16 protein-coding genes are annotated in these 17,646 nt (G+C 48.3%); 8 read left to right on the forward strand and 8 right to left on the reverse strand.

Annotated elements, in window-relative coordinates:
• The first annotated feature begins 45 nt into the window (after positions 1-45).
• Both ABWH99_RS13370 and ABWH99_RS13375 read left to right on the forward strand, forming a co-directional pair.
• On the forward strand, positions 46-966 hold the full coding sequence (locus tag ABWH99_RS13370) for a hypothetical protein (protein WP_375582354.1): 921 nt from the start codon (positions 46-48) through the stop codon (positions 964-966).
• 539 nt (positions 967-1,505) lie between these two features.
• On the forward strand, positions 1,506-1,763 hold the full coding sequence (locus tag ABWH99_RS13375; RefSeq protein ID WP_375582355.1) for a hypothetical protein: 258 nt from the start codon (positions 1,506-1,508) through the stop codon (positions 1,761-1,763).
• A 189-nt stretch (positions 1,764-1,952) separates the two neighbouring features.
• On the opposite strand, the gene ABWH99_RS13380 is transcribed toward ABWH99_RS13375, so the two are convergent.
• The 3 genes from ABWH99_RS13380 to ABWH99_RS13390 all read right to left on the reverse strand — a co-directional run bounded on the left by ABWH99_RS13380 (position 1,953) and on the right by ABWH99_RS13390 (position 5,018).
• On the reverse strand, positions 1,953-3,608 hold the full coding sequence (locus tag ABWH99_RS13380) for a hypothetical protein (protein WP_375582356.1): 1,656 nt from the start codon (positions 3,606-3,608) through the stop codon (positions 1,953-1,955).
• Positions 3,609-3,870: 262 nt separating this feature from the next.
• On the reverse strand, positions 3,871-4,512 hold the full coding sequence (locus ABWH99_RS13385; RefSeq protein WP_375582357.1) for a DUF4221 family protein: 642 nt from the start codon (positions 4,510-4,512) through the stop codon (positions 3,871-3,873).
• A gap of 185 nt (positions 4,513-4,697) precedes the next feature.
• Positions 4,698-5,018 (reverse strand): DUF4221 family protein, encoded by a 321-nt coding sequence (locus ABWH99_RS13390; RefSeq protein ID WP_375582358.1) that lies wholly within the window; start codon positions 5,016-5,018, stop codon positions 4,698-4,700.
• Between the two features lie 303 nt (positions 5,019-5,321).
• On the opposite strand from ABWH99_RS13390, the gene ABWH99_RS13395 reads away from it, so the two are divergent.
• Positions 5,322-6,626 (forward strand): NCS2 family permease, encoded by a 1,305-nt coding sequence (locus ABWH99_RS13395; protein WP_375582359.1) that lies wholly within the window; start codon positions 5,322-5,324, stop codon positions 6,624-6,626.
• Positions 6,617-7,417, forward strand: a complete 801-nt coding sequence (locus ABWH99_RS13400; RefSeq protein ID WP_375582360.1) for a 5'-methylthioadenosine/adenosylhomocysteine nucleosidase — start codon at positions 6,617-6,619, stop codon at positions 7,415-7,417. Before ABWH99_RS13395 ends, ABWH99_RS13400 begins: the two co-directional genes overlap by 10 nt.
• Before the next feature lie 399 nt (positions 7,418-7,816).
• Here the strand turns inward: ABWH99_RS13400 and ABWH99_RS13405 are convergent, their stop codons facing one another.
• Both ABWH99_RS13405 and ABWH99_RS13410 read right to left on the reverse strand, forming a co-directional pair.
• Positions 7,817-8,728 (reverse strand): pirin family protein, encoded by a 912-nt coding sequence (locus ABWH99_RS13405; RefSeq protein WP_375582361.1) that lies wholly within the window; start codon positions 8,726-8,728, stop codon positions 7,817-7,819.
• Between the two features lie 256 nt (positions 8,729-8,984).
• Positions 8,985-10,076 (reverse strand): amidohydrolase family protein, encoded by a 1,092-nt coding sequence (locus tag ABWH99_RS13410; RefSeq protein ID WP_375582362.1) that lies wholly within the window; start codon positions 10,074-10,076, stop codon positions 8,985-8,987.
• A gap of 187 nt (positions 10,077-10,263) precedes the next feature.
• On the opposite strand from ABWH99_RS13410, the gene ABWH99_RS13415 reads away from it, so the two are divergent.
• The gene (locus tag ABWH99_RS13415) at positions 10,264-12,963 is read left to right on the forward strand and encodes a discoidin domain-containing protein (protein WP_375582363.1); all 2,700 of its coding nucleotides are present in this window, start codon (positions 10,264-10,266) and stop codon (positions 12,961-12,963) included.
• Positions 12,953-13,825: a polysaccharide deacetylase family protein gene (locus ABWH99_RS13420; RefSeq protein ID WP_375582364.1), complete on the forward strand. Its 873-nt coding sequence runs from the start codon at positions 12,953-12,955 to the stop codon at positions 13,823-13,825. Before ABWH99_RS13415 ends, ABWH99_RS13420 begins: the two co-directional genes overlap by 11 nt.
• Here ABWH99_RS13420 and ABWH99_RS13425 read toward each other — a convergent pair.
• Positions 13,822-14,370, reverse strand: a complete 549-nt coding sequence (locus ABWH99_RS13425) for a hypothetical protein (RefSeq protein ID WP_375582365.1) — start codon at positions 14,368-14,370, stop codon at positions 13,822-13,824. The two genes, ABWH99_RS13420 and ABWH99_RS13425, sit on opposite strands and share 4 nt — an antisense overlap.
• A gap of 868 nt (positions 14,371-15,238) precedes the next feature.
• On the opposite strand from ABWH99_RS13425, the gene ABWH99_RS13430 reads away from it, so the two are divergent.
• Both ABWH99_RS13430 and ABWH99_RS13435 read left to right on the forward strand, forming a co-directional pair.
• On the forward strand, positions 15,239-15,631 hold the full coding sequence (locus ABWH99_RS13430; RefSeq protein ID WP_375582366.1) for a hypothetical protein: 393 nt from the start codon (positions 15,239-15,241) through the stop codon (positions 15,629-15,631).
• Positions 15,621-16,478, forward strand: coding sequence for an SDR family oxidoreductase (locus tag ABWH99_RS13435; RefSeq protein ID WP_375582367.1), 858 nt, complete (start codon positions 15,621-15,623; stop codon positions 16,476-16,478). The genes ABWH99_RS13430 and ABWH99_RS13435 overlap by 11 nt, the downstream gene beginning before the upstream one ends.
• Here the strand turns inward: ABWH99_RS13435 and ABWH99_RS13440 are convergent.
• Positions 16,472-16,684 (reverse strand): hypothetical protein, encoded by a 213-nt coding sequence (locus ABWH99_RS13440; RefSeq protein ID WP_375582368.1) that lies wholly within the window; start codon positions 16,682-16,684, stop codon positions 16,472-16,474. The two genes, ABWH99_RS13435 and ABWH99_RS13440, sit on opposite strands and share 7 nt — an antisense overlap.
• A 17-nt stretch (positions 16,685-16,701) precedes the next feature.
• The gene (locus ABWH99_RS13445; protein ID WP_375582369.1) at positions 16,702-17,349 is read right to left on the reverse strand and encodes an SDR family NAD(P)-dependent oxidoreductase; all 648 of its coding nucleotides are present in this window, start codon (positions 17,347-17,349) and stop codon (positions 16,702-16,704) included.
• Positions 17,350-17,646: the final 297 nt, after the last annotated feature.

Consider the following 17,646-nt stretch of genomic DNA (forward strand, 5'->3'; position numbering starts at 1 on the left):
TCAAACGTTATGCGTTCCAGGTAGTTGTTTCTGTAAATACGCACCATGTCAGGGAAAACTACCATTTTCTGGAACAAGGCTTACGGGGCCTTATTATCCGAAAAAACGAAGGAAAGAAGCGAAAACACCATTATCGGCATCGCGGTGCTCGGGTTTGTTGTTCACCTTTCGTTGATTATCCTTTCCAATCTTGGGATCGTTGAAACGACTTTTGGATCAGGTTTGCTCGACAATCCCATCGCGTCGATTTACACCCCCTTTTCCTTTATACTCGTCTATGAGGTCTACTTATTGGTCTATTTTCTGCCTAAATCCATAACGTATTACATCGGTAAACAATACGAAATCATTTTGCTGGTATTGATCCGTCGACTGTTCAAGGACCTGGCCCAACTCGATCTGGAAAAAAGCTGGTTCAGTAGCGAAGACGACCTGCAATTCACCTACGATATCGGTGCTACCCTTGTTATCTTCGCGCTGATCTTTGGCTTTTATTACTTGAATGGCAAACGTGATGCGGTAAAAAAAGGCAAACTTCAACAACAGGAACAAACCCTTCGCTTTATAGAAACGAAAAAGAAGCTGGCCATTCTCTTAATAATTGTCTTGGTTTTTCTTGCAGCCTACAGTTTTGGAAATTACTTCAGCCAGCTTTTTTTTGATGTCTCGCATTCGGTGGATTCCATCAAAGATATCAACAATATCTTTTTTGACGAGTTTTTTACCATTCTGATTTTATGTGATGTGCTGTTGCTCCTGATCTCCTATACCCATACCTCCAGCTTCCGGTCCGTGATTCGTAATTCGGGTTTTGTGATTTCCACCATTCTCATCAAAGTATCTTTTTCTACCGAGGGAATCCTAAATAATCTACTCATCGTTTCGGCCATTTCGTTTGGTGTGCTGATGTTGTTTATCCATAACTTGTACGAAAAAATTGAGCCCCAGGAAAAAATAGAGGAATAACGTTTCGATCCCGTTGCGCCTGTTGCTTGGTTTTATGATTTCTGCAGGGCCCGCTACCGATTCTCCGGAAAAGAAATTTTTGCTGTTGGGCAACAAAATTTGATTAGTCAGCCATTTTACTACCAATTATTTTGCTAAATATATACATTTCAAACTATGTAAATGTAAGTAGGATGATCAGCACTATAAATTGTCAATACCTTTTCATCCTCCAGGGTTCGCTTATTCCCACCTGACTTTCCGTCTTTAGTAGCGCCTATCAGGCGTAGGTAGCCTTGAGGAAAAGGGCTGCATTACTCGATGAGCGACGATCAGAACAACCGAATTTCCACCTCCAAACCCATACACCAATAAAAACGTTATTTACGTTCGTCCTCTTTTTGTTTGCAACCGTTCTTTATGCTCAGTCAAGTGAAGACGCTGCAATAAAACAGGTGCTTGTTTCCGAAACAACTGCCTATAGGAACCGTGACTGTGAAGTTTGGGCTGCTCATTGGGGCAAGAGTAGGGAGATATCTTTTTTGGTAACGAACATGGGCTTGCATAGCAATAGCTGTGAATGCGTAAGTACCACCATGAAGGACGACATGGAATCCAATTCCACTCCCATGAAGGCGATCCTTGAAACCTCAGATTTTGATATTTCCGTCACTGGAAAACAAGCCTTTGTCGTCTGCTTCCAACCAATGAAGTCCGATGTTCAGGACTACAAATCCTATGAAATTCGCAGCCTACGAAAAGTAAAGGGACAATGGAAACTCGCTGCGATGGTTTCCACCGCCATCGAAACCGAGTAAATAGCCGACCTCCTGTTCTCCGAACCGAAAGAAGCCTCGGCGATTATTTCGGCTTGCGACGCAGCTGGAATCCAAGTGCCCCGGACCTACCCTTTTTGGTTTCGTGTACAGCGTGAACGCGGCCCAATTTGAACAGGCTCGCTTATGGCCGACCGATTAGTAAATAGCCAGCGATGATACAAGGGGAGGTTATTCTGCAGCCAAAACCTTGGGGTCAAACTCCAGCCTGGCCAGCCGATATTTCTTTTTATGTTGCCCGTATACCACCATTTCGTAATCATCGGTCTGGATATTTACCGAAGTAATGGTCATCATATTTCGGTTATGTTTCGTGGCAAACGAACTCCGCTCAATGGTGCCCGCCCTATTGACCCTTGCAAAGGTCATCATGTGCTCTTTGAAGCCTCTCGGAGAAAAACGTTCCACTTTGCCACCGTTGTACCCTGAATTGTTAACATTGTCGTTGAATACGAAATACAGGTTATCATTGATCATTGATACGGAATAAGAAAAATAGCCTCCAAAATCGTTACTGGATTGCTGGTGTTTCGCGATTTTTTCTGCCCATTTTCGCTCGCCATTGGGCGAAAAGTCTACCAGGACAATGCTGCCGTAGTAGCAATGAAAATTGACTTCAGATCGGACGCGCGAATTCGCTGACTTGCTCCGGCTGCTTGTGCCGATTCCTTGCCTGTCTTCACCCACAAAAGTAACGGAGCCATCATTTCTTACAAAAATTCGATCCAGGAAGAAATAGGAATCTTCCACCTTCTTGCCTTGATCCAGTTTTCTGGATTTCCTTTTGGCTCTTCCCTCAGAAAGGCCTCGGGTCAGAAAAGTCGCATCGAAGGACTCCATTTTCTGCTGAATTACGGCTTGGGTCGTTCCAACCAATTTCAAGAAATAGGTACCTCCGCTTCCTTTGGTCGCCGTCGCATCGGTCGTGTAAAATCCTCCAAAATAGAGATGGCCCTCCTGATCTACTTGTATGGCAGCCGCATTGATTTGAGCTTCTTTCAGATTTATCTCTTTATGCAGCAGATGGATTCCATTGTCGGTAATGCTGTGTAAGCTATAATAATACTTTTCACGTTTAAAAAGCGCCGCTAAACCGATGCGGTTAGGCATGCTTTTGCTCAATAGGTGTGCATTTCCTTCGCTGTCTAGTAGCGCGTGCACTATTTCCAGCGCATCTGAACTGCTTTTTATTGTTGCTTCTCTTTTCCAAATCGTGCAAAATTGCTGATCCACTACAAGAAGATCAACCTGTTTTTCCCTCGTTTTTAGACCGCCATCGGCTTGAATGATCAAGAGCTTATTCTTCTCTGGCACCGGGTAAAACTGAAAAAGCGGCAGCGTGGCGGTTCCGGTGATTCCCCAACCGATGTTCGCAGCCTGTGATTTTATTTCCATTACCAAATGACTAATTCCTGCTGGAAGCAGACTTTCGGAATCCACCGCCACCCGGTACAGCCCTACCGCTCCATTGTTTTTTGGGTCTGCTGTATAAAAAAGCCATAGCTGCTGTCCCCATGACACCAACTGTACAAACCTGGGGTTACCTGGAAGATTCTGATGCGACAAATCTACACTTTTAACATATTGCAGATTCCGATCGAATTTTTCCAAATAGAGAAGTGTCTGCGAATGACGGGACTCCTGAGCGTACCCTTCTTTCATCAAGTAATAGCCACTTTGGTCAGAAGCTACTACCTCCGATGGAGTCATTTTTTTCGTAAAATGCATTTCGTTCCCCCATTTTACCCGGGCATTGTCCGGAAGATGTTGACCGAATAAATCTGACTGGGTGATCATTAGACAAAAGAAAAGTGTTGTCTTTTTCATAATCTAATCCGTAAGAAAATAGATGATAAAATGAATTGAATTAAAAATTACAAGAAAAAACGAGCGCCATACCCCTGTTTGAACCGGGTACACTCCCTTTTCTTGACCTACTACTGCATCCCAACCTGGCGAGCTAAAAATGTTCACCACTTTCAAGTAAAATATTTGAAAAACAATTATTATGAAATAAAATACATTTTTATTAGTTCAAAAAATATTTTGGTAATTATTTTTAAAAAATTTCACGAAAAAACAGGTGCACCTACTCTACCGCCAATCGAATAAATGCCATCTCGTCAGCGATATTTTCGAAAATCCAGATTTTCCCATCTTTTACAAAATGCTTTTTAGGAGGAGCTTTTAGATCAGGTACAAGAGCCTCCGCTTCTAAACCCAGGTTTTCATCAAAAATACTGAGATATACTTCGGCTCCCGTAGGCCTGTACCCGCCGTACTCGTTTTTTTCCTGCCCGAATTGTTCTTTTACGGAAAACCGAAAAAACCGTCTTTTCGAATCATCCCAAATCAATCTACCGTAGAAACTATCTTCTCGGGACCGCTTTATGATTTCCTCCTTCTCTGCGGAACCCTCTTCCACCTGCTCCGGTGGCAGGTAGTTTCTGCGCTCACCCAAAAGTGGTGTATTCCAGCGACGTACGCTCGTGGTGCCTGCCTGAGTGTCAAAAATTAGCGCTTCGTTGATGGAGTTGGTAGCTACGATAATTTTATCATCCACAGCGATGGGGAACACGCCTACCCCAAAACTGCCCATAAACTGACCGTTGTATAGGATTTCCATGCTGTAGTCTTTTAGCCTTGCTAAATCAGGCAGGGCTATTTTTATAAAACTGCGGTTAGCCAAATCAACGTCCAGGACAAAATAATCCTCTTCTTTCCACTGCATGATAACAGCTAGTAGGCGATTGGGCCGATCCCTATCCTCGAACAATCCCAAGGGGATGGTTTGCCCAGTTCCGAGGACATCTTCAGCAATTTTTTCTAATTCCAGGTCTTTTACTTTTTTAGCGTTTTGATCATAAATGGCATACGTTTGACTGGACCATACCAGAAATTGCTCCTCCGAATTGATCAGAAAGCCCGAAAATAAGCCGGCATGCGCTCTGGACCTTCCTTCTCAAATTGGATCTTTTTTTCTAGCGTTAACTGATCCAGATTGATACGTTCGGCAACGAGCTCCGATCGATTGAAATTAATCAGGTAACTTTTGTCCGGGGAAAGGTTCGAGGCGGACAAATTATCCCGTAAAAAAAGAATTTCAGCCCCTGGATCTACATAAACCGTATCCAGGGAAAAAGTAAGGGTAGCGGAATAGATGCCTTCCGCTTCTCGGTGTTTATTGCAAGAAACCAGGCATGTGACCATAGCTACTATAAGTACCAGTACGCGCATAGGATATTGGTTTCTTCCCAAAACCCGAAAACCTGACAGGTTTAACCCTTAATTTATCAGGTGAGTATAGGATTAGATGTTGGATATAAAGTACTTAGGCAATTTAGCAAATTTTTCCTCAACTCAGTCATTCAGCAGTAGATTTTGGTGCGATCAACTAAAGAATCTCTTAGAAAGACACGTGTCCAAACGAACCACCTTATCCGAACCTGTTTTCCATTTCCAATTCTTTGCCTATGATCGCGCGTTTGGATTTGATTATTGGCGGGCGATGGGTATCTTGTCGGCGTTTTATTGGAACTCATGACCACTACACCAACCAAGCTACGTACGGAACTATTGGCCGGTCTAAGTACCTTTCTGGCCGCATTTTACATCGTCATTGTTAATCCTGCTATTCTATCAGATGCCGGGATGCCCTTTGGGGCAGTGGTAACGGCCACGGTACTGGTTGCCGGTTTTGGGAGCTTGATGATGGGACTGTATGCCAGAAATCCCATTGTGGTCGCACCGGGAATGGGTATTAATGCTTTTTTCACCTATTCGGCGGTCATCCAATACGGCCTTAGCTATCAGGAGGCTCTGGGAACGGTGTTCTGGTCGGGTGTGATTTTCCTTCTTTTGTCTTTTTTCAAAACCCGCGAAAAGATCATTCAATCCATCCCCGAAGCGTTGAGACACGCCGTTTCTGCCGGAATAGGCTTGTTTATTTGCTTTATTGGATTTCAGAATGCACATTTTATTGTTGCCAATCCCGCTACCTTGGTAGCTATGACCACTTTCAAGGACCCCCTACCCTGGACCTTTCTGGCCGGCTTGCTACTCACGGGAGGATTGATCGCCAGAAAGGTCACTGGTGCCATTGTTATTGGGATTATTTTTACTACCGTGCTGGCCTGGCCCATAGGAAGATGGTGGGGAGATGCCTCACTGATCAATTTTGGCTCACCGACCCTGGTCAACTACACCGGGCTATTTTCCATGCCGGATTTTAGTTTACTGGGACAGGCTGCCATTTTGGGATCCCTGGAATATGCCTATATTCCTGTCATCTTCGTCTTCACCTTTACCATTCTTTTCGACGGTATCTCCACCTTTGTAGGACTGGCCGAGGCTTCCGGCCTGAAAGACGCGGATGGCACGCCTCAAAACATGCGCAAATCCCTGCTTACCGACGCCTGTGCGACGGTTTTTGCCGGATTGGTTGGTAGCAGCTCCGGAACAGCCTTTATCGAATCGGCTGTGGGAATCGAGGCAGGCGGACGGACCGGTACCACTGCCATTACTGCTGGTTTGCTGTTTCTCCCATTTATGTTTTTCTCGCCGCTACTTTCGCTCATCCCTCCCATGGCAAGTTCCGTCGCTCTGGTACTGGTGGGTTCGTTCATGATGATTCCTCTGGTGCAAATTCGCTGGCGCGAGGCCGATGAAGCCATTCCCTGCTTTCTCACGCTGGTTTTAATCCCCTTTACCTACAGCCTATCTACCGGCATCTCTTTTGGCTTTATCAGTTGGACCCTGGTAAAGGTACTAAGTGGGAAGCGGGAAGAGATTCATCCAATTCTAGTCATTATTACAGCATGTTCCCTCTTCTTTCTATGGATTTAAAAAAACTGTTCACCGGATTGTTGCTAATTTTTTTATGGGTTCCGGCAGCGGCCCAGCGTCTAGCCATTATGGGAGCGATGGATCCAGAGATTTCCATCCTGATGGATGCCCTTGAAAAGCCTAAGGTAACCACCATTGGTGGCATTGATTTTTACACAGGAAAGCTAAATAGAAAAAAGGTAGTGCTGGTTAAGGCCGGAATAGGCAAGGTAAATGCCGCCTACAGCACGGCGGTTCTGACGCAAAATTTTAAGTTGGATGGATTAATTTTCACTGGCGTAGCGGGGGGCTTGCACCCGGACGCAATGCCGGGAGACATTGTCATCGGATCAGCCTTGGTGCAAGCGGATTTTGGTTTATTGGATTCGGAGGGCTTTACACCATGGAATTTTCGAAACCTATCCGGTGAAACCCATCCGGAACTCTTCGTATACGCCGACTCCTCGCTGGTACAGCTCAGCCTGCAGGCATCGGAGTTGGTCGACTTCCAACCCGTCTCAACCAGGCCACCGCGGGTACTTCAGGGAGTAATCAGCACCTCCGACTTGTTTGTGAGCGATCCGGTAAAAGCGAACTGGCTGTACACGGAGTTCAACAGCCTCGCCACGGAAATGGAAGGAGCTGCCGTTGCCCATATCTGCCGGCTACTGGAGCTGCCTTTTGTAGTGATCCGAAGCTGTAGCGATAACGCCAACACCGATGCATCGATCGATTTTGCTGAGTTTGTCGGACCAGCCGCGGCTAACTCAGCCAGCCTGGTGTTGGGCATGCTCGAGTTGATGCAGGACTAGTCAAACGCATCAAAGTCTTTTTTGCGGCCCTTACAAAGGGATTTGTCAGGGCCTGTGCATTAGGGTTCGTGACAGCCCATTCCGGATAGCGAACGGGGCTTATCAGTCCCGTTGAAAAGTAAGGCGTTTCCACCTCTACGTCTCACTTGAAAAGTGGAGCGAAGCAGCTGATGTTGACGGGTGTAGAGACTGCAGTAGCCATTCCAATGCAGCGTTCGGGTTTGGTGGGGGTGGATCACTTGTCTTATTGGAAACCCCGATAGGGCCTATGGGGAGAACCTGTTTGGTTTTCGCCTACAATTGGTTGGCCTCAACCACTTCTTCCTTTGCTTCCCCGGCAACGCGGGCCAATTTGCTTGAACGAGGAAATGGATGGGATCGCTTGGACTTGTCCCGCTACTACGATAGCGCGTCCGGTGGCGGATCCTTCCACCGGAATTTTTCTTCGGGAAGTGGAACAAACGAATCTTTGTCATCGGGGGGCAGCACAATTCTCCCCTGCTTCCAATCTTCTTTGGCCTGCTCGATGCGCTCTTTTCGGCTGCTGACGAAATTCCACCAGATAAAGCGTTCGCCTACTGGCTCACCCCCCAACAACATAAGCGTGCAATCCGATACGGCTTTTGGAACGGGTTCTTCATTCTTCCGAAAGACCAGCAATTGCCCCGTTTCGAACACCTGACTGCCCAATTCCAGGCTTCCCTTGGCTATGTACAGGCCGCGTTCTTCGTATCCATCCGGCAGATTTATCCGGCGCCCTGCCTTTAGTTCTACATGCAAATAGAATAAGGGAGAGTGCGTAGGCACATTGCTCTTCAACCCATAGGCCGTGCCAGCTATCTGCCGCATCCAAAGCCCATTTTCCCGAAATACAGGCAAGCGATCTTTTTGGTAATTGAAAAATGATGGATCGGTTTCTTCGTCTTTTTCGGGCAAAGCCACCCAAGTCTGAATCATTTCCAGTTGCCCCCCCGCCAATACCGCCGGATCCTCAAAGCGTTCGCTATGGGCGATGCCTTTTCCAGCGGTCATCCAATTGACTTCACCGGGTTCGATAACCTGCTTTATGCCCAAACTGTCCCGGTGCGTTACGTTTCCTTTAAACAAATAGCTAACGGTGGATAAGCCGATATGCGGATGGGGAAGCACGTCCATGGCGGGACCCTTTTCGGTACTGAGCCGAACCGGGCCGGCATGGTCCATGAACACAAACGGTCCCACCATGCGGCGCATCCGAAAGGGCAAAATCCGGTTGACCATCAGTCCTGGACCGATGGCCGCTTTTCGCGCATTGATAATAATATCGGGCATGACAAGCTAAAACGTTGAGGGAATTCGATTGATGGGACTCGTTTTTTCCAATTTATATCCTTTACAGGCAAAGAATCCATCTGCACCCGTTCTATTCGATGTGCTCTTGTAACTTGATTTCCATCCATTTATACCCGGACGCCCCTTGATACGGGGATTCTTTGGCACGATCTACAGGTGTATCGGCTTTCGCAAATTTGAAAGAAGTGAAGCCGGCAAAATGGCACAGGAAGCGAAATGGTAGCAAAAAAACCACTTAGTCTTCCATCCCGAACCACTTCACTGCGTTGTGGTAAAACACCTTATCCACCACCTCTTTAGGTAGGTGCAAGCCTTGAAAGGGTTCGTTGATCAGATCGCTTTCCATTCTATTGTCTGTTACAAAAAACTCCCAATCCCGCTTCCATGCCGCGTCCATCGCCGCATGCAATGCTTCTTTCGTTCGGCTACCATTGTCCGACAGGTCGGTGGCATACAGCAAGCGGTCCTGGTATTGGATAAAGAAATTTCGCACCTTGTCGCGATCGGCAGCGGTTTGGTAAAACACCTGCCCCATCCGTGCAGCCAAATCTACCGCCATGTTGGGAAAGCGATCCAGCGTACGGGCCAATCCGTCCACATCGTATTCCAAACTACCCATATGCGCACCTACAAATCTCAGGTTTGGGTGTTTTTCCAGCATATTGTCCCGTCGTCGGATCAATTCTTCATGGCTGGGCATCTCCGGCTGCAGGTACATGTGGTATTCCGGATGCCTTCCGTAATAGTTTCTGTCATTGTTGGTGCTCATTTCTTCCAGTGGTAGCCAGCAGTTTTTGGGCTCGGCCAAATGCCCCATCAGCGTCTTCCCCCGCTTTTGAAGGTACTCAAAGATTGGATAAAAGCGTGCGTCGTCAATTTGAATCAGATTGCCTGCGCTGTCTCGCGAGACCATGCCGATATTTTTCCAGACTTTCACTCCCAGTGCCCCTTGCTCGAAGCAGCTTTCAAGCCAGGAAATCACCTTTTCCTCCCAATCCGGGCTGTCCCAGTCGGAAACGGCAAAGGCAGTTACATTTGCCAATCTATCCGGGTACTCCTTTTCTTGCAGCTTGCCGTACGCAAATTTCCGGTATACATCGTTCCAGCCATCCGTATACTCCAGTGCCACGTTAATCAGCCGAAAACCGTCCGCCTTTGCCTTTTCAGCGAATAAATGGCGATCCGTTTCCAGGTGCACGTGCACGTCAGCCTTTGGAACGGTAGTATAGTCTTCCAATGTGTAAAAATCACCCTCGGTCCTGCAACCTGCAGCAGCAATCAGGAAACAAACAGGAAACAGGATTCTTGTTTGGAGCAAATTTTTCATCGTATTCGTTTTATGTTAGCCTATCAAATTAGCACATAATCCGCGAGGATGATAGAAAAACCAGAAAAAATTATTTTTTCGGTTACCACTTTTCTGTAAAAATGCCCTACTTTGGTACGTGCTTTTCCCGAAAAAGCGTTTAGCCAAGAAAATGTGCTAGCCAAAACCAGTAATCAATTACTTATTCATGATTCGAACGTACCTGAATTATTTCTGCCTGCTTTTTTTGGCAGCTGCCTGCCAGCAACAAGAATTGCAACAACCTGTTTTTGACCGTTCACCGGAAGACCGGTTGGATCCCCGAAGAAAAGAAGCGCCCTATCCACAAATCGAAATACCCGAGGGAGTAGATATGGAATCGGCCCGATGGAAGGGCATCGACCTGACTCCCACGGCTCCGGTAATCCCCCTGTCGCCTTTGGAAGAACAAAAGACCTTTCGGCTGCGGGAAGGCTACCGGATGGATCCCGTTTTGGCCGAACCCCATATTCAGGAACCTGCTGCCATTCAATTTGATGGCAATGGACGCATGTACGTGTTGGAACTGCGGACCTACATGCAGGACATCGACGCCACCGGTGAACTGATGCCCGCAGGACGGATTTCCCGCTGGGAGGACAAGGACGAGGACGGCATTTACGAGACCGGCGTAGTGTTTTTGGATAGTCTGGTATTTCCCCGCTTTGTGGTTCCCTTTGGGCCAAATACCATCCTCTCCATGGAATCCAACGAGGATCATGTGTACAAATACTCAGATACGGATGGGGATGGCAAGGCGGATACAAAAGAGCTCTTTGCAACAGGCTTGGGGCGCTCCGGTAACGTAGAACACCAAACCAGCTTCCTTACCTGGACCATGGACAACTGGATGTACAGCACCTATAATTCCCGGCGTATCCGTTGGACCCCAGAAGGCGTCCTTCAGGAGCCCACCGGAAATCCCTACGGACAGTGGGGAGTAACCCAGGACAATTACGGACAGGTTTGGTTTCAAGATGGCGCAGGTGGTGTCCCTCAAAACTTCAACTTCCCGATCGTATATGGTAATTTCAGGATTCCAGGCCAGTTTCAGGACGGGTTTCGCGAGCCATTCAGTCTGGTAAAGCTCGCGGATTTTGAGCCGGGCATGCGGGAAACCAAACCGGATGGTTCGTTGAACAACGTTACCGGAGCCGCTGGAAACGATGTATTTCGAGGTGATCGTCTTCCCCCTGAGTTGGTGAACCAGTATTTTTATGGGGAGCCGGTCGGGAGAATCGTCCGTCAGGTACGCTCCGATAAGACCGAAGGGTTGACCTATATTCAAAATGCCTATCGCGACCAGGAAACCGAATTTATTCAGTCTACCGATCCCCTATTTCGGCCGGTCGATATGGCTACCGCCCCCGATGGTACCATGTACATCGTGGATATGTACCGGGGCATTATTCAGGAAGGTAACTGGACACAGGAAGGCAGCTACCTGCGAACAAAAATTCAACAATACCAAATGGACGACATCGTCGGAAATGGGCGAATCTGGCGGGTAAGTCACGAGGAGCATCCCCGAAGTACGGAAAAACCCCGCATGTTTGAGGAATCTAGCGAAGAACTATTGCTACACCTGTCCCATCCCAATGGCTGGTGGCGGGACAAAGCCCAGCAATTGCTGATTTTGCGACAGGATCGTTCCATCGTTCCCAAATTAGAGGAAATGGCCCGCAACCATGAAAGCGAGTTGGCGCGGCTGCATGCCTTGTGGACCCTGGAAGGACTAAGTGCACTGAAGGCCAGCCTGGTGCGCGAATGGCTGGCCGATAGCAATCCCAGGTTGCGGATTCACGGCATGCGCGCCGGAGAAACCTTATACAAATACGGGGACAAAACGTTGGAAGCAGACTACAGAAAAAGCCTGAACGACCCCGATCCTCAGGTCGCCGTTCAAGCGTTGCTCAGTGCGCATGTCCTGGATTTTGAGGAGGTAGAGCCATTGCTGCAACAGGCACTGTCCACCAATCCTGCAAAAGGCATCCAAACCGTCGCCCAACAGATTTTGGACAGACGAGCGGACGCACGGGAGCGTGCAGCCAGCAAATATACAGCTTCCGAGCGCATCCTTTTTGATCAGGGAAAATCCATCTTTGATAGTTATTGTGCCACCTGCCATGGTGTAAAGGGACTGGGAACACCCACCGGAGCGGATGGAGGCGAACTTATTGCGCCGGGTTTTTCGGGATCGCCTCGCATACAAGGCCACCCCGAATATGCCGTTAAGACCCTGCTCCATGGCCTTACGGGATCCATTGAAGGCAAAGAATACGAAGGAGTAATGATCGCCATGGGAGAAAATACCAACGAGTGGATCGCTTCGGTGGTCTCCTATATCCGAAATGACTTTGGAAACCAGGCCAGCTTTGTCAGCCCGGATTACGTGGCCCAAATCAGGGATGCTACCCGTGAGCGGGAAGGCAATTATTCCCACGAGGCACTGGTGGCGGAAGTACCCAAGCAGCTGTTTCCAAAGGACAACTGGCAGGTTTCTGCTAGCAGTACGGCCTTGCAGGGAGTAGGTTCTACACGAGACCCCAGCTACGCCTTTGGTTTCAAGGGCTGGAAAACCGAAGAAGAACAAAAGGAAGGAATGTGGTTTCAATTGGTGCTTCCCCAACCCAAGAAACTGGCAGAAATCCAGTTTGATGCGGGCAAGGAACAGTATCCGGGTGCCTATTCCATAGAAGTTTCGACCAACGGTACCGATTGGACGGAAGTGGCTCACGGTACCGGCGAAGCAGGGAGCAATGTTCTTCGTTGGGAGCTGCCAACGGCCGTCAGCCACTTGCGCCTGATGCTAAAAGAACCCCGAAATCAGGTATGGGCGATGAAAAATCTAACACTTTATGCACGGTAACCCCGTGAAAGGCCAGTCAGAAGGATGGTTCGGTGCAATCCCTTTGCCCAAAGCCAGCAAAAGCCAGGTACAGGCTCGTACGTTATTGGTGGCGGCCTGCCTGATCGTAGCTCAGGGACAATTGTATTCCCAGGTTCTTCGGAAACCCCTGCCAGATAAGACCGTAGTGCTGACTTTCGACGATGCTCCAGCCAGCCACTATTCCGAAGTGGCGCCTTTACTGAAGGAAAAAGGATTTGGCGCTACCTTTTTTGTCTGCGAATTTCCACCGAATCATGCGGATAGCAGCAAGTACATGAACTGGCGGCAAATGCAGGAATTGGATCGCATGGGCTTTGAGGTCGCTAACCACACCCATACGCACGCCCCGGTAGGAAAGCTGTCAAAAGAGGCCATTCGAAAGGAATTGGCTTACATCGAGCGTAAAATGGATTCTCTTGGGATGAAAAAACCGAGTAGTTTCGCTTATCCGGGTTACAGCCTGAGCGAGACGGTATTGGAAGTGTTGCATGAAAAAGGATACCGCATTGCCCGGGCAGGGGGTGCCCGAGTGTACGACCCGCTTACGGACCACCCTTACCTCCTGCCTAGCTGGGCCACAGATGACTCCAATGAAAAAGTAATCATGGATGCCCTGCAAAAAGCCAACGATGGAAAGGTGGTAATTTTGACCATTCATGGAGTTCCTGACCTGGAGCATCCCTGGGTGAGTACTTCAGCAGCGCTATTTCAGAAGTACCTGGATTACCTAAGCCGGGAGGGATATCGGGTCCTCTCGCTCCAGGATTTGGGTGAATACATAGATTTTGAGGAGGCGGCCCTACTGCTCAGTCCCGATGTGAGCAGGCCTTTGCGTAATTAAGTGTGTAGAAATCTGTCCCTCACCTCCTCCAGACTGAAGAGTCGATGGGGACTCGTCGAACTGAAATCCCGAATTTCGACCATAGAAAGCCTTTGGGATTGGTCGCTTTCAATCGCATCCCAGGCAGGGGGCTGAAAAATCCAATTCCCCGCTGCATCTTTCATGTGGCTGCGGTCGGAAGAAAACGTCCTGGTGAATTCATTGCCCGTAAACACTTTAAATACGGGTGCATTCACAGTTGCATTCCACTCCGGTTTGAAAGTACATGCGAGGTACCTCCCCAGACTCACCGGGAATTCGAGTTTGGAATCAAAATCATAGACGCACCATTCTCCGTTCACCTTCGCTAAAACTACCACATGGTAATCCCAACAGACAGGGGCAGATTCGGACGTGGATTGCTGTTCCCAAAAAGAGCAATTCCCCGCCTGGTTGGAAATGATCAGCACCCGGGTCTTCTTTCCTGCCAAAGCGGAATGCTGACATAGGTACCAACAATTCTCCTCGCAGTAATTCTTTGTGTAATTCACTGTTTCCTTATCCATGTATCAATCGATTTTTATATACAAATTCTGCAAAGGTATTCAAGCAGTCACCATTGACGGAAATGCTGCAAACAGAACCGGATGGTCTGTTCAACACTGCAGTAAAGGCTCTTCCTTTCGCTGGCTACAAAAAACAGCACTTCGTTTCCGTCAGACTTTGTTTGAGGTGGTTCCATATCGGATACCGGCAAAACCTGGGCAGCACATGGTGTGATGGGTAAGAAAACAAAAGTAGTGCCTGCAATCCAAATAACGTATTGAGCGAACATAAAATCAGTTTTTATTTGAGTGAAACCCTTGTAACAGGGTCATCGAGTTAGTCCAAACACTCCTCCATCGCCCGCTGCTTATTCCCATCAATGGATTTCTTACCGCTTGCGCTTGCTGACAGGGGGCATCTGAAAAAAAATCGTTACCTTTAACTGATGTCGGCTGAGTATCACTATCGCTGGGAATAAATTGTAATGCAGGCTGCCCTTTCAGCGAAACGGATCAGCCCTTCATCCAACACAGGTTTGGTTAAAAAAAGGACATCAAAAGCATTCACTACTTTCCTTTTTATCGAGGTGGAAATAAATTGACAAACCAGTACTAAATCGGGTATTAGGAAACCCAGCACGATCCAATTAACGAACGAAGGATTAGAAAGCATGCGACCTGCCGGTAGGCAGCGATTCCACCTCGATCCTTCGGGGTAAGTTCTGACTGCATAACACAACTAATAAACAAATGAAATCGAGCCTGCCTGGGGCCAGGCAGGCATGACGAAAACGTCACACACTGGTAGGATGATAATTCATGCGCGATGCCCCATCCGGCTGGTGTCATCCGGGCAGGCATGTGACCGCTAAAAGAAAATAATAGACCTATGAAAACAGCTCTTTTACTCCTCATTTTTCTGGGTATTTCCAACGTATCAATTGCACAGCACCCCGAAACACCCTCCGATAGCCTGATGGTCACCATTTTTATGAAACACCACCAGGACAAAAACATTGAGGAATTGCGGGAAATCCGAAACAACAATGGCTTTTTGGAAAATTTCCCGCCCGCTTCTGCCAAAGTAATAAACTGGTACGTGATGATGGGAATTGGACAAGTAGTCACCGTGAAGATACCCGCCAGCGAACTGCGAAATCTCAATATTTCCGTGGAAAAAAGTGTATGGGGTGCCTTTTCCACAGAATTTTATCCGACCTACGACCTGTACCCGCACATTTTGGAAGAAAAGAAGAAACTGAAAGCGCCGAATGAAGAATAAAGTCTGTCTGGTAACCGGTGCGAATACAGGAATCGGATTGGCCACGGCCAAAGCCCTTGGAGAAAAGGGCGCACGCGTCATCGTTTCCTGCCGCACCGAGGACAAAGCCGAGGAAACGTTTGAAGCCATTCGTAGGGAATTTCCCCATGCCGACCTGGATTACGCGCTTGCGGACTTGAGTTCCCAGCGGGAGATTCGCGAAATGGCGGCCCGTCTGAGAGAAAAGTATGCCAAACTGGATGTATTGATCAACAATGCAGGGTCCTGGTTCTCAACGTTCTCCCGCACCGAGGACGGTTTTGAGCGTCAATGGGCAATCAACCATTTGGCGCCGTTTCTATTGACCCACTGCTTGCTGCCCTTGCTTACGCAGTCAAAGGATCCCCGGGTGATAACGGTTAGTTCGGATTCGCATTTTCACGGAAAAATTCATTTTGATGATGTAAATTTGAGTCAAAAATACCACGGTTTGCGCGCCTATGCCCAATCCAAATTGGCCAATGTATTGTTTACCCGCGAATTTGATCGAAGAAAAAACCTTCCAACGCTTTCCAGCTATGCCGTGCAGCCCGGCTTGGTAAAGACGGACATCGGACTCAAACACACCCTAGGTTGGCACGGCTTTGCCTGGAAAATTCGGCGCCTTGGCGGGAAATCGCCGGAGAAAGGGGCCGAAACGTCGATTTACCTGGCCAGCTCGGCGGAGGTGAAAGGAGTCTCTGGTGCTTACTGGGACAACTGCCGGCAAAAGAATCCAGGTAAAAACGCGCAATCCCTCCAGGACGCCTCCCAATTGTGGGAACTAAGCCAGAAAATGTGTGGCATTGGCTCCTATTTTAATCAATGATTGCGGTACACGCGAAAAAGGCATTCCAATAGCTGCATCTTGAGGAAGGTTGGCACCAGCTTCATTAGCCGGACCAGTACCTGGTTTACCCTGCCGGGAACCACCACGGCTTTTCGGCTAAACAAACCTTTCAGCGCTAAATTTGCTACTTCACCCGGACTGCACATGACCCACCTTGCCCGTCTTCCGTGGGCATTTGCCCGCATCAGCGCTTCCGGATTGGTCAGGACCGGCCCGGGGCAGACGACGGTGACGGAAACAGGTCCTTTTTTTGTTCCTCTCGCAAGGCAAGCGAAAACGCATACACAAAATTCTTGGAACCGGTATAGACCGCTTTGTAGGGCAAGGGCAACGTCGCCTCCATGCTGCTCATGTTGAGTAGATAGGCCCGCTCTTGCGCTTGCAAAAGCGGTAAAAACCGATGACACAAAGAAACCATGGCTTTGTTATTCAGGTCCATGATTTGCAGGTATTTTTCGATCGGAATGTTTTCAAACAGCCCTCCTGCACCCAAGCCGGCATTATTGATGAGTAGGTCGAAGGTCAGCTTCTTTTCCTGACAATATCGAAACAATCGATCAACGGCATCCGCCAGAGTTAAATCAATGGGAAAAATCAGGATGGTTACCGAAAATGCCGCCAGCAATTCCCGTTGCACCTCCTCCAAACGTCCGTCGGGGAAGGCCACCAATAGTAAATTTCTGCCTCGTTGGGCGCAGGTAAAGGCAAACGCCTCTCCTATACCCCTACTGGCTCCGGTGATTAATGAAAAGGGACGTTGATTTTGCGTCTGCATTTTATTTTTACCCGAAAGCATGCGTACATCGAATATCAGCGAAAAGTAAGCTGCAAAACCGCCGAATGGAGTCATTTGGCCCATGCTACCTTGGTGGAAGCGCCTCGGCGGACTACGGAGTAGACAAGTAAATATCGAACAGCGCATCGTTCCAATCCCTGCTATCCGGACCCTGCGCCTCCAAATCCAGTCCGATAAGGGTACAGGGGGCGAACGCTACCCATTTGCATCGATTGATGCAAAATTACTTGTTGAACCCCAAAAGCGATCCGGCTAGGCACTCCCAGTCCGGGGCGAATGACTCCCCGGTACCCGTATACGGGTCGCTTCCGCCGATATAAGGTACGAAAATTTGGTAGAATTCTGTCGGCA

It is taken from the genome of Cyclobacterium xiamenense, assembly GCF_042140265.1.
GTDB lineage: Bacteria > Bacteroidota > Bacteroidia > Cytophagales > Cyclobacteriaceae > Cyclobacterium > Cyclobacterium xiamenense_A.

What these genes read in the sequence shown, in the direction of transcription:
- ABWH99_RS13430 (WP_375582366.1), top strand. Translation starts at nt 15,239, where the DNA reads ATGAAAACAGCTCTTTTACTCCTCATTTTTCTGGGTATTTCCAACGTA.
- ABWH99_RS13400 (WP_375582360.1), top strand. Translation starts at nt 6,617, where the DNA reads ATGGATTTAAAAAAACTGTTCACCGGATTGTTGCTAATTTTTTTATGG.
- ABWH99_RS13370 (WP_375582354.1), top strand. Translation starts at nt 46, where the DNA reads ATGTCAGGGAAAACTACCATTTTCTGGAACAAGGCTTACGGGGCCTTA.
- ABWH99_RS13395 (WP_375582359.1), top strand. Translation starts at nt 5,322, where the DNA reads ATGACCACTACACCAACCAAGCTACGTACGGAACTATTGGCCGGTCTA.
- ABWH99_RS13415 (WP_375582363.1), top strand. Translation starts at nt 10,264, where the DNA reads ATGATTCGAACGTACCTGAATTATTTCTGCCTGCTTTTTTTGGCAGCT.
- ABWH99_RS13440 (WP_375582368.1), bottom strand. Translation starts at nt 16,684, where the DNA reads ATGCGGGCAAATGCCCACGGAAGACGGGCAAGGTGGGTCATGTGCAGT.
- ABWH99_RS13445 (WP_375582369.1), bottom strand. Translation starts at nt 17,349, where the DNA reads ATGACTCCATTCGGCGGTTTTGCAGCTTACTTTTCGCTGATATTCGAT.
- ABWH99_RS13385 (WP_375582357.1), bottom strand. Translation starts at nt 4,512, where the DNA reads ATGCAGTGGAAAGAAGAGGATTATTTTGTCCTGGACGTTGATTTGGCT.
- ABWH99_RS13425 (WP_375582365.1), bottom strand. Translation starts at nt 14,370, where the DNA reads ATGGATAAGGAAACAGTGAATTACACAAAGAATTACTGCGAGGAGAAT.
- ABWH99_RS13390 (WP_375582358.1), bottom strand. Translation starts at nt 5,018, where the DNA reads ATGCGCGTACTGGTACTTATAGTAGCTATGGTCACATGCCTGGTTTCT.
- ABWH99_RS13420 (WP_375582364.1), top strand. Translation starts at nt 12,953, where the DNA reads ATGCACGGTAACCCCGTGAAAGGCCAGTCAGAAGGATGGTTCGGTGCA.
- ABWH99_RS13435 (WP_375582367.1), top strand. Translation starts at nt 15,621, where the DNA reads ATGAAGAATAAAGTCTGTCTGGTAACCGGTGCGAATACAGGAATCGGA.
- ABWH99_RS13410 (WP_375582362.1), bottom strand. Translation starts at nt 10,076, where the DNA reads ATGAAAAATTTGCTCCAAACAAGAATCCTGTTTCCTGTTTGTTTCCTG.
- ABWH99_RS13405 (WP_375582361.1), bottom strand. Translation starts at nt 8,728, where the DNA reads ATGCCCGATATTATTATCAATGCGCGAAAAGCGGCCATCGGTCCAGGA.
- ABWH99_RS13380 (WP_375582356.1), bottom strand. Translation starts at nt 3,608, where the DNA reads ATGAAAAAGACAACACTTTTCTTTTGTCTAATGATCACCCAGTCAGAT.